6 protein-coding genes and 10 tRNA genes are annotated in these 11277 nt (G+C 41.4%); 15 read left to right on the top strand and 1 reads right to left on the bottom strand.

The genetic code is table 11. The features are described from left to right. Nucleotides 1-23 precede the first annotated feature (23 nt). From BN1234_RS04135 to BN1234_RS04090, 10 genes are all read left to right on the top strand, one after another. Nucleotides 24-99: transfer RNA gene (locus BN1234_RS04135), tRNA-Thr, on the top strand. Nucleotides 100-111: 12 nt separating this feature from the next. Continuing rightward, nucleotides 112-186: transfer RNA gene (locus BN1234_RS04130), tRNA-Glu, on the top strand. Nucleotides 187-209: 23 nt separating this feature from the next. After that, a tRNA-Val gene (locus tag BN1234_RS04125) sits at nt 210-285 on the top strand. Nucleotides 286-341: 56 nt separating this feature from the next. Then, nucleotides 342-416: transfer RNA gene (locus BN1234_RS04120), tRNA-Gln, on the top strand. 5 nt (nt 417-421) lie between these two features. Then, nucleotides 422-497: transfer RNA gene (locus BN1234_RS04115), tRNA-Lys, on the top strand. 15 nt (nt 498-512) lie between these two features. Continuing rightward, a tRNA-Leu gene (locus tag BN1234_RS04110) sits at nt 513-596 on the top strand. 7 nt (nt 597-603) lie between these two features. After that, nucleotides 604-678, top strand: a tRNA-Gly gene (locus BN1234_RS04105). A 6-nt stretch (nt 679-684) separates the two neighbouring features. Further along, nucleotides 685-761, top strand: a tRNA-Arg gene (locus tag BN1234_RS04100). A 19-nt stretch (nt 762-780) separates the two neighbouring features. After that, nucleotides 781-854 (top strand) — tRNA-Pro (locus BN1234_RS04095). An 11-nt stretch (nt 855-865) separates the two neighbouring features. Next, nucleotides 866-939: transfer RNA gene (locus BN1234_RS04090), tRNA-Gly, on the top strand. Nucleotides 940-1127: 188 nt separating this feature from the next. On the opposite strand, the gene BN1234_RS04085 is transcribed toward BN1234_RS04090, so the two are convergent. Continuing rightward, nucleotides 1128-3950: a carbohydrate-binding domain-containing protein gene (locus tag BN1234_RS04085; protein ID WP_156337139.1), complete on the bottom strand. Its 2823-nt coding sequence runs from the start codon at nt 3948-3950 to the stop codon at nt 1128-1130. Nucleotides 3951-4443: 493 nt separating this feature from the next. Here BN1234_RS04085 and ppc point away from each other — a divergent pair, with 493 nt between their 5' ends. From ppc to BN1234_RS04060, 5 genes are all read left to right on the top strand, one after another. Beyond that, nucleotides 4444-7230, top strand: coding sequence for a phosphoenolpyruvate carboxylase (gene ppc / locus BN1234_RS04080; RefSeq protein ID WP_054955391.1), 2787 nt, complete (start codon nt 4444-4446; stop codon nt 7228-7230). Between the two features lie 226 nt (nt 7231-7456). Next, the gene (gene sigW / locus BN1234_RS04075) at nt 7457-8023 is read left to right on the top strand and encodes an RNA polymerase sigma factor SigW (protein ID WP_054955390.1); all 567 of its coding nucleotides are present in this window, start codon (nt 7457-7459) and stop codon (nt 8021-8023) included. 120 nt (nt 8024-8143) lie between these two features. After that, complete coding sequence (locus BN1234_RS04070; protein ID WP_054955389.1) at nt 8144-8758, top strand: zf-HC2 domain-containing protein; 615 nt, start codon at nt 8144-8146, stop codon at nt 8756-8758. Nucleotides 8759-8955: 197 nt separating this feature from the next. Then, the gene (gene cdaA / locus BN1234_RS04065) at nt 8956-9786 is read left to right on the top strand and encodes a diadenylate cyclase CdaA (protein WP_054955388.1); all 831 of its coding nucleotides are present in this window, start codon (nt 8956-8958) and stop codon (nt 9784-9786) included. Then, nucleotides 9779-11260 (top strand): CdaR family protein, encoded by a 1482-nt coding sequence (locus BN1234_RS04060; protein WP_054955387.1) that lies wholly within the window; start codon nt 9779-9781, stop codon nt 11258-11260. The genes cdaA and BN1234_RS04060 overlap by 8 nt, the downstream gene beginning before the upstream one ends. The last annotated feature ends 17 nt before the right edge of the window (nt 11261-11277 follow it).

Genomic DNA, 11277 nt, shown 5'->3' with positions numbered 1-11277 from the left:
GAGTCCTGTTCGGGGAGCCACTTGCTTCCATAGCTCAGTAGGTAGAGTGCATCCATGGTAAGGATGAGGTCACCGGTTCGATCCCGGTTGGAAGCTCCATAGCAAAATTGAGGCCCGTTGGTCAAGGGGTTAAGACACCTCCCTTTCACGGAGGTAACAGGGGTTCGAATCCCCTACGGGTCACCACTTTCAATATTGAATTACAATATGGAGGCTTAGCTCAGCTGGGAGAGCATCTGCCTTACAAGCAGAGGGTCGGGGGTTCGAACCCCTCAGCCTCCACCATAAAGTTTACATGTTCTATTATGAAATAGGACAAACTATAAGAAGTACCTCGTTATTGGGGATTAGCCAAGCGGTAAGGCAACGGACTTTGACTCCGTCATGCATAGGTTCGAATCCTATATCCCCAGCCATGTTTGAGCCATTAGCTCAGTTGGTAGAGCACCTGACTTTTAATCAGGGTGTCGAAGGTTCGAGTCCTTCATGGCTCACCATTTAGTTTCACTTGTGCGCGTGTGGCGGAATTGGCAGACGCACTAGACTTAGGATCTAGCGTCTTTGACGTGGGGGTTCAAGTCCCTCCACGCGCACCATGTTTTTGCGGACGTGGCTCAGCGGTAGAGCATCGCCTTGCCAAGGCGAGGGTCGCGGGTTCGATTCCCGTCGTCCGCTCCATATTTTGCGCCCTTAGCTCAGCTGGATAGAGCGTTTGACTACGAATCAAAAGGCCGGGAGTTCGAATCTCTCAGGGCGCGCCACTTTATTCTTCATATGTAACGGGATGTAGCTCAGCTTGGTAGAGCACCTGGTTTGGGACCAGGGGGTCGCATGTTCAAATCGTGTCATCCCGATTGTTACATCTGCGGGTGTAGTTCAATGGTAGAACTCCAGCCTTCCAAGCTGGTAGCGTGGGTTCGATTCCCATCACCCGCTCCATAATTAAAAATGGTCACACTAATGTGACGTTATTGAATAAATCAATTTGAAAAGATTGATTTTTTTGTGCGTTTTTTCAAAAATAGATGTCATGTAATATTGATTATTTTAAACACCGAATCCAATAGAGAACAAAAGAGGCAATGTTAGAAATTAATCTAGCACTGCCTTTTCTTTATTCTGATTAATCAATTTATTGCTTTATCATTTACATATAATTTATACCCGTTAAAATCTATATTCGTATAATCCCCCTCAGAATCTTCGATACTGGTAACATAAGAATCGCCTGTTAATTTGATTTTTGATGTTTTATCTAATTTTAATGTAATAGATTTTGCACTGTTATCACCATTAATAATTCCTTCATAATATGATGAATCCTTCATAGTCATTGCTAATGTTGAAATCGAATCAATTACAATATTTCCGCTTGTTTTTTGATTAGACATCGCTAATGTAACATTCCCGCCATTACTTCCACCATTCCCCCAGGAATCTTTTTGAGCTCTTAAAAAGTTTCCGGTATTATCATTATTAATAAACTGATTATTAGTTAAAGTTATAGCTGCATTAGTGTTAGTTATATAAAATGTGTCTCCATTATTTGTAGTTATTTTACTATCTTTAGCGGTAAATTCAGCATTTCCAGCATCAGCATCTCCACTCATTGATTGATATAAGAATATATTCTTGTAAGTTGTGGATTGCCCGTTTAATTCAGTATTACTATCCGTTAATGCAGTATTATTTATGGTAACACTATTTTTCCCTTCAATAACAATTCCCTCTGAAGCTTTAGATATTAAAGCAGCATTATTAACCGTTATATTGGCAGTTGAATATATTGCAGGAGATCCTTTTCCGGTTGTTGTATATGTTCCTCCATCAACAGTTACAGTTCCTCCGCCTCGATCTGAACGAATAGCAGCACTACTTGTTCCAGCTGTATTTATTGTTAAATTAGTAGCATTCATTGTTCCTCCGCCCGTTGTCATTATTCCGCCGGAGTTATCTGCCTTAGTTGTAATTTTAGAATCACTTATTGTTGTTGTAGTTCCATTCGTTGTAGAGTTACTAGTTGTAGCCGAACCACCATAACTAAAGACTCCATTTGCTCCTGCTGCATTAGTTTCAATAGTTGCATTTTTTATAGAAAGAATAGAACCGCTTTTAGCCAGTATTCCGGAGTTCATACCATAAAAACTTGTATTATCCCCACCATCAGAATCTCCGGTTTTATTAACAGTTATGTTTGATAAAGTTGCATCAATTTTACCAGTTACTAAAATAGCATTTTCATCCGCACTCTCTGATGCATAATCACCACTTGTAATATTCTCATTCTCTGTAATTTTTGTTTTAGCAGAATATGTTACAGGTGTAGATGGTCCTCCAGGAACATTTACTGAATTACTGCTTAAGGTGGCAGCATTATTCATAAATAATTTTTCTGTAATGGCTTTATCCGTATAAGTAAGTCCGCCCGTTATAATTAAAGTTAATAATACGAATATTATGATTTTATAGGATGATATGAATGTTTCTTTAAATGATTTTTTATTAAATCCAGACATAATCAGATAAATGATCAAGGCAGCAATAACTAAACTTTCTAATCCAAAAAGTACGTAATAAACTGGTGTTATTTCAGAACTTACATTTTTGTTTCCCGTCGACTGCATATTTCCGCTTGGCATTTCTGGTGGCTGCTCCATAGCATTTGGATTTGCGCCCTCCGTATTTTGGCCATTACCACTTGGCTTCTCAGGTGGAGTTCCGCCATTACCTTCTGTCATTTCTCCTTGCATTTGACGATTTGACCCAAACAGATTTATTGTTTTTGTTAATGTAAAAGTATCATTATTATTTAAAGAAACTTTATTGCCTGCTTTATATGTTCCATCCGCATAAATACCATTGGATAAAGTTCCAGTGTGACTTCCATTGGTATATAAATAATAGTCACCATTTTCTAGTTTGGAGCTGCTTATAATAATCGTTTTAAAACTTTTGCTGGATTCAAATGTTACTATTTCATCATCATTCGTATTTGTTAATGAAACTAAAGTATTCGGACTTATTGTATTATTTAGAGTGAATGCAATCGTTGTTTGTTTAGAATTATCTTTTGGTGTTTCGATCATATCCATACCAACAGCTACAACTAAACCGCCATTAATGGTATAACCATTTTCCGTATCAATTCCAGAATCTCCGCCTACATCACTTCCCATAACAAATAATGCCCCGCCATTTATGATGGCGTTATTATTTGAGTCAATTCCATCTCCACCGGCATCTATATAAATAGTTCCACCATTAATAGTAAGGGTGCCCCCTTGATCTCCTCCAGTATTTAAACCATCATCATTAGATTTAATAACAACTTCACTACCGTTTATTGTAATAGGTTGATCCGTTGTGGCAATTCCTTCTCCTTCACTACCATTCACAATTAGTTTTCCTTTTCCATCAATGATAAGAGGAATATCACCATATATAGCACCATCATATTCAGTGTTACCGCTATCCGTTAAAGTGTTCGTTGTGCCTTCCTTTGTAGTAACTGTTAAACGGGTCCCTGTTAAACCAATAATAGATGATGTCTCGCTTGAGTTAATGGTTACGCCATTTAAAACTAACTCAACATCACCATCATTTACATCAACAATAACAGAATGATTAAATTCTCCAGATAACTCATAAGTACCGGTTTTTGTTATAGTTACATTTCCTTGATAATCACTTAAATCAATTTTTTCGGTTATAACTTCATTTGTTTTATCAAGTTCGATTTCTTCTTCATCATTTTGTTCTTCCGAGGGCAGATTATTTTCACCGCTTGGCATTTCAGGTGGAGTTCCACCATTTCCTCCTGTCATTTCTCCTTGTAATTGATTATTTGGTATTGAAGTTTGGGTTTTAGCGTAATAAATTGTAAATGCTGTGGTACCTATCATAAGTATTAAAATTAAAATCATAATTATGTTTTTTGCTGTCCTCTTCACTAGTTCTTCATCCCTTTCGCTATAGAAATGTATTAGACGGATTGTAGAACCGCTGGATATTCGCAGATCGTCTAGCACAATGGGGGAGATCACGACTTGCGCCAGAAAGGAAAACGTGAACGTTCTTTCACGTGATTTGTTTCACATGAAGGTACGAGCTTGCTTCTGCAACGAAAGAGCAGTGGCACTTAGCTTTACAATCCATTTATAATTATATACACCTAAATAAACAGAAATAATTAATCCAGAATTTAGTAACATCTAACAAATGCTTTTCCTCCATGTGATTTAATCAATTCCAGTAGAAAGTATACGCTGCAATGGAATAATTAGTGTATAATGAAGGTTTTTTTATATGACATTATATTCTTTTGTCGATTTGGCGAATTTTTTCGGTCGGAAAGTAAAGATTTTCGTGCGTTTTTATTGTATGATATTAGGAAGGCATTAAAAAAGATAAACTGTTAGTAGGGGTTTAGATGGGAGGAGTAACATGACTGAACTTACTGTAACCGCAAAAAGCAATTCTAATAATCTGCTGCGGCGTGATGTACGATTTTTGGGAAATATTCTTGGCGAGGTTCTTGTCCATCAAGGGGGCAATGAGCTTTTAGATATTGTTGAGAAAATTCGTGAAACCAGCAAATCGTTACGTTCCGTATTTTTACCTGAATTGTTCGCAGATTTTAAAAGGATGGTGAGTACGCTTGAACCAGACATTCGTCATCAAGTGATTAGAGCGTTCGCCATTTATTTTCAATTGGTTAACATTGCAGAGCAAAATCACAGAATCCGTCGGAAACGTGATTATGAACGTTCCGCGGGGGAAAGTGTACAGCCGGGTTCCATTGAAAGTGCAGTCCAGGATTTGAAAGATCGGAATTTTACGTATGAAGAAGTTCAAGAGATTCTCCACAGTCTCTCTTTGGAGTTAGTTATGACTGCACATCCAACAGAGGCGATGCGTCGTGCTATTCTCGACATCCACAAAAGAATTTCGGAAGATGTTATGCTCCTTGATAACCCAACGCTTACATTCCGCGAAAGAGAACAGCTTCGTGAGAAACTTCTTAATGAAGTCATTACGCTCTGGCAGACCGATGAGCTGCGCGAACGGAAACCAACCGTATTGGATGAGGTTCGAAACGGAATGTACTATTTTCATGAAACGCTGTTTCACATTTTGCCAGAAGTTTATCAAGAGCTTGAGCGCTGCCTGAATAAATACTATCCCGGTTCTGACTGGCATGTACCTGCATATCTCCGCTTTGGATCATGGATCGGTGGCGACCGTGACGGAAATCCATCGGTAACGGCTGACGTCACTTGGAAGACTCTTGAAATGCAGCGGAAACTGGCGATACGGGAGTATCAACGTATTTTGACAGGGCTCATGAAAAATCTCAGCTTCAGTGCAACGATCGTTAACGTATCCGATGAATTGAAGCAATCCATCAATACGGATCGTGAGAATGTTTCACTGAAGAAGATGGAAGTTTGGCACAATGAGAAAGAGCCATACCGGATTAAGCTTGCTTACATGCTGGCAAAAATGTCCCATGTATTGGACAGCTCGATGACTGGCAAAGAACGTTATCAATCTCCACAGGAATTCATTGAAGACTTGAAGATCATTGATCGAAGCTTGCGGCATCACTTTGCTGATTATGTAGCAGACACCTATATAAAAAAATTGATTCGTCAAGCTGAATTGTTCGGATTCCATACAGCTACACTGGATATTCGTCAGCACAGTCAAGAGCATTCAAACGCAATGACTGAGATTTTGGCAAAAATGAATGTGGTTAAGGATTATTCTGCGCTTGATGAAGAAGAGAAGATCGAGCTTCTGAACAAGCTTCTGAACGATCCTCGCCCGCTGACTTCGCCTTACCAGGAATACAGCGACAGTACTGAAGAATGTCTGGAAGTTTACCGCACGGTGTATCGCGCCCAGAAAGAGTTCGGTGTTAACTGTATTTCAAGTTATCTGATCAGTATGGCGGAAGGCGCGAGCGATGTCATGGAAGTTATGGTGTTCGCGAAGGAAGTTGGATTGTTCAATAAAGATAATGATGGAAACGTAGTGGCCACCCTTCAGGCAGTTCCACTCTTTGAGACAATTGAGGATCTGCATGCTGCTCCAGATATTATGCGCCGACTGTTTAATCTTCCGATTTATCGTGAAGGTGTTAAGGCGATGAATGATCTGCAGGAGATCATGCTGGGCTACTCTGATAGTAATAAAGATGGTGGGGCTGTAACAGCAAACTGGGAGCTTCAGGTTGCTATGAAGGAGATTACTGCGGTTGGTAGTGAGTTTGGTATCAAGCTGAAGTACTTCCATGGACGCGGCGGCTCACTAGGACGCGGTGGTATGCCGCTGAATCGTAGTATTCTTGCCCAGCCTGCAAGTACGATTGCCGGCGGGATTAAGATTACGGAGCAGGGCGAGGTTATCTCTTCCCGTTATTCCCTGAAAGGAATTGCATACCGCAGTCTTGAACAGGCAACTTCTGCATTGATTCGCGCTTCTATAAATGCTCGTTCTCCAGAAGAGAATGCGTCTGAGAAAGAGTGGGAGAAAATCTCCGCAGAAATTTCGTCCGTTTCTCAAAAAAAATATCAGGATCTGATCTTCCGTGATCCGGATTTCCTAAGCTTCTTTAAGGAATCCACTCCATTGCCTGAGGTTGGAGAGCTGAATATCGGTTCACGCCCTTCCAAACGCAAGAATAGCGATCGGTTTGAGGATCTGCGTGCCATCCCTTGGGTGTTTGCATGGACTCAGAGCCGTTATCTGCTTCCTGCTTGGTATGCGGCAGGCACAGGCCTTCAGAGCTATTACCAAGGCAATGAGGATAACCTGAAGACGCTGCAGGATATGTATAATAATTATCCGTTCTTTACTTCTATGATCGACACTCTGCAAATGGCTATGGCTAAGGCAGATTTGATCATTGCCAAGGAATATTCAATGATGACCAAGAACGATGTGGCTCGTCAGCGCATATTCGGCCAGATTAAAGAGGAGTTCAAGCTTACCAAGGAAATGGTTCTCAAAATCACGGGACAGCAGGAAATTCTGGACAATCAACCGGTGCTGCAGGAATCGATCCGTCTCCGCAATCCGTACGTAGATCCTTTGAGCTACTTGCAGGTGCAGCTTCTGAATGAACTGCGGGATCTGCGTGAAAAAGACGAGGATGATCCGAACCTGCTGCGTGAAGTATTGCTGACGATTAACGGAATCGCTGCAGGGCTCCGGAATACAGGTTGATACCTTGACTTGGAATTGAAAATGACAGGGATAGTCTAGAGCGGGGTTCCCTTCGGGAGAGCCTCGCTCTTTTCATTTCTATAAAGAATCAGGACTCGATTTGTTTAAACGCGATAACGTTATGTTTTCCGAATTGTGTTGCATTTTAGAAAAAGTTGAATTACCATTTTAATGATGCTTTTATGACTTTAGATGTTACCCATCAGACCATTCTGGGGGAGTTGTGGTGGACAATTTAGATGTAAGATTAGCAAAGCTTGCCCGTAAAGGGGATCAACGAGCTTTTGCAGAAATTGTAGAGCTTTATAAAGATAAAATTTATCATCTGGCATACCGGATGCTTAATAACCGGCATGAGGCTGAAGATGTGGTTCAGGAAACGTTCCTGCGGGTGTATAAGAACCTGGATCGTTATGATGAGAATCAGAAATTTTCAACCTGGATTTACAGGATTGGTACAAACCTTTGTATTGATCGGCTGCGCAAGCGCAAGCCGTCTTATTCACTTGATGCGGAGATGAACGATCAAGAGGGGATGGACGGTTATTCAATGATACCTAGTGATGATCGCACACCGGAGTCTGAGATGTTGCTATCCGAGACTCAGCGGATCATTCATCAGGCAATCGAATCTCTTCCTGCAAAATACAAAACAATTATGATTTTGCGGTATATTCAGGATATGTCACTTCAAGAAATAAGTGATGTGCTTAATCTCCCTGTAACAACGATAAAAACAAGGGTTCATCGCGGGCGGGAGTATCTTCGCAAGAAATTGGAGTTTAAGTTATAGTTTTTTCTAAAAAATTTTGAAACATCCCTGAATCCCAAACGTATTGAACAATAAGCAAGTCTTATGTCCCTGAATAGGGAGTAGACCCAGCAAAGAGATTGAACGAAAGGACTGGCTCATATGGATTGCAAATTGGCCGTCTCTTTGATGCATGATTATTTGGACAATGACTTGTCCAAACCGCAGCAGCTGGAGCTTAAATCCCATTTGCTGCAATGTGTTGATTGTCGTACCAGGTTCGAGGAACTGGAACAGACAGATATGCTTCTCTTTTCCTTGACTCATCATGATACAGGGCCTTCTGATGATTTGACTGATCGGATCATGGGGATGCTGCCTCAGCCAAAGAAACAAAAAGTCTGGATTACTTGGGTAAAGAATCATCCTGCAATCACTGCAGCAGCTCTATTTCTAGTGGTTATGCTCTTTAGTACCGTTAGTTTATGGAACCAGGATAACCAACTCATCGTAAAAGGCAGTGAGCTTGATAAACTTGTTATTGAAGGCAAGACGGTTATTATTCCGCCGGATCAGGTCATTACAGGTGATATAACCGTGGAGAATGGTAAGGCCCAGGTTTTCGGACAGATTCAAGGAAACTTAACCGTCATCGACGGAGAGCTTTTTCAAGCCTCTACGGCCCACATATCTGGACAAGTAAAGGATATTGATAAAGCAATGGATTGGATATGGTACAAGATTACCAATCTCTTCTCGGATGTCGCTTACCGCTAGAGAGTTTTGTACCTTGAGGAATAACGGCGCCTTTTTTCTCCGGAAAGAAGGCGTTTTTTTGTGAATTTTTGTTATTTTTTTGAAACTAAAGGGAGCTTGACTTGCATCAGAAGGTTTAACGTTATAACCTAGATAGTGTAGAGCACATACTAAATATATAGTCGCAGGCGTTATTAAGGGATGACGGGGGTTGCAGTATGGAGTATTTTGCGGACTTAACCTGGAGAGAGTCCATAAAGGATATAATCGATATACTTATCGTTACCTATATTATTTATCATCTGATACTGCTTGTACGCGGTACTCGGGCTGTTCAGCTGTTAAAAGGGATACTGGTACTGGTGCTTATTTGGGCGCTTAGTACCTGGTTTGATCTTTATACACTGAAATGGCTGATGAATCAGATATTTACGTTCGGTGTTCTGGCGATCTTTATTATATTCCAGCCGGAGCTGAGAAGAGGATTAGAACAGCTGGGACGGGGCAAGTTATTCGGTAGAACGACTGAAATGGATGAAGAAACGAATAAATTAATCGCAGAAACCATTAAAGCCGTGAATTATTTATCACGTAGGAAGATTGGTGCTTTGATTGTTTTTGAACGGTCAACAGGACTGAATGAATTCGTGGAATCCGGTATTCCTATGCGTTCTGTCATTAGTTCGGAGCTCATTATTAATATTTTTATTCCGAATACACCGCTGCATGATGGGGCTGTGATCATTCAGAACAATCAAATTGCAGCAGCAGGCTGTTATTTACCGTTGTCCGAGAATCCTTTTATAAGTAAGGAGCTTGGAACCCGTCACCGGGCAGCAATTGGAATCAGTGAAGTAGGTGACGCGATCTCTGTAATTGTATCGGAGGAGACGGGGCAGGTTTCACTTGCAATTAACGGACATGTAGTCCGTGATATCAAGGAAGAGTCACTTATCTCAAAATTATATGAAGAACTACGACCTGCCGCATCCATAAAGGAGAAACGTTCATTCTTCTGGAAACGGAAGGGAGATAGTGAGAATGGATAGATGGTTTAAAAATAATATGTCAACAAAACTTATAGCACTTGCAGTCAGCGTACTTTTATGGGGAATGGTTCATATGGATAATGGAGCCCCGGCCCCTCCAACGACAATTATTGATACGAAGGTCATTGAGGATGTCAAAATCCAGACGTATGGATTCGATGATAGTGAATATGCGTTGACAGGCATAAATATAGATCGGGTAAACCTGGAGGTCAGAGGCCGCCGGTCGGATATTACAACGATTTTTGCAGATGAATATAAGGTAAAGCTTGATTTACGGGGTGTAAAGGAGCCAGGAACTCATACGCTGCCTTTGACAGCGTCGTATCCAAGCGGAGTAGAGCTGGTATCCATAAATCCGTCTGTTGTAACAGTAACTGTAGAGAAACGTTTAACGAAGCCATTTAATGTAGTAATTGGAACAGAGGGAGAACTGGCTAAGGATTACAGGGCAGGAACTCCTGTGTTAATCGAACCAGGCAGTGTGAATGTTACACTTCCAGAGTCTGAGCTTGCTCGCTTGGCTGAGGTCAAAGGGATCATTGATCTGGATGGGGCTGACGAGAATATTGTGGAGAAAAAGGTAAAACTCGCGGCATATGATAAGGAAGGAAAGGTGATGGCTGATGCCATCATAGAACCTTCTACGGTGGCCGTGGAAGTTCCTGTAGAGGCTTCTTTTGTCACGGTGCCGTTAGAGATTGAATATACAGGGCGTCTGCCTGAGGATCTGGTTCTTTCGAAAGTGAGCACGAAAGTGAAAGAGGTTAAATTGTTCGGAAGCAAAGAAGCTCTTGCAGGAGCTAAGACCTATACAGGAGCCACTATTAATTTATCCAATGTGACAAAGTCAGGAATAACAGTTCTTACGGCCGACTTGACTCCGCCAGAAGGTTTTGAGAAAATCGAGCCTAGTTCTGTTCAGGTGGAAATTGCCGCTGTTTCTCACGGGGAGCGGGTGATGGAAAGAATACCTGTAACTCTGAAGGGAGTGCCTTCAGGGATGGAAGCTAAAATAACGGAGCCAAAAAATCAAACCATGTCGATGACGCTGACAGGAGCACCGGATCTGCTGAATAATCTGCAGCCTTCCGATATTGAACTTGTTGCTAATATGGCTGGATTGAAGGCTGGAACGCATGAGATACCACTTCAGGTCACACTGCCGAACTTTATCAGTCGGGTTGATCAGAAGCGTCTTGTTGTCAAAGTAGAATTAACGGAGATTGATAAGCCTGTAAGCAGCAAGCCGGTAACGAATCCGGATGAAGGTACGAATACGGATAAACCGGCAGCACCAGAAGACAAACCCGTATCAGGCAGTGGAACGGGAAATGGCAGCAGTAATGGTAATGCGGGGGATCAGCAGACAGGGGATGAAAATACAGAGAATCCTGGCACTACACCTCCTGCCGGAGATGAGGATGAAGCTGGAACACCGTCAGGAAACAGTACCGACTCAATCAATGAATAACTATTATCGAGAAGACT

Origin of the sequence: Paenibacillus dakarensis (genome assembly GCF_001373415.1) — a bacterium.
GTDB lineage: Bacteria > Bacillota > Bacilli > Paenibacillales > Paenibacillaceae > Paenibacillus_AQ > Paenibacillus_AQ dakarensis.
This window is presented reverse-complemented; position numbering and strand designations above follow the sequence as displayed.

Excerpts from the sequence above, each read along its gene's own strand:
- cdaA (WP_054955388.1), top strand. The coding sequence starts at position 8,956 with ATGGAGTATTTTGCGGACTTAACCTGGAGAGAGTCCATAAAGGATATA.
- ppc (WP_054955391.1), top strand. The coding sequence starts at position 4,444 with ATGACTGAACTTACTGTAACCGCAAAAAGCAATTCTAATAATCTGCTG.
- BN1234_RS04070 (WP_054955389.1), top strand. The coding sequence starts at position 8,144 with ATGGATTGCAAATTGGCCGTCTCTTTGATGCATGATTATTTGGACAAT.
- BN1234_RS04060 (WP_054955387.1), top strand. The coding sequence starts at position 9,779 with ATGGATAGATGGTTTAAAAATAATATGTCAACAAAACTTATAGCACTT.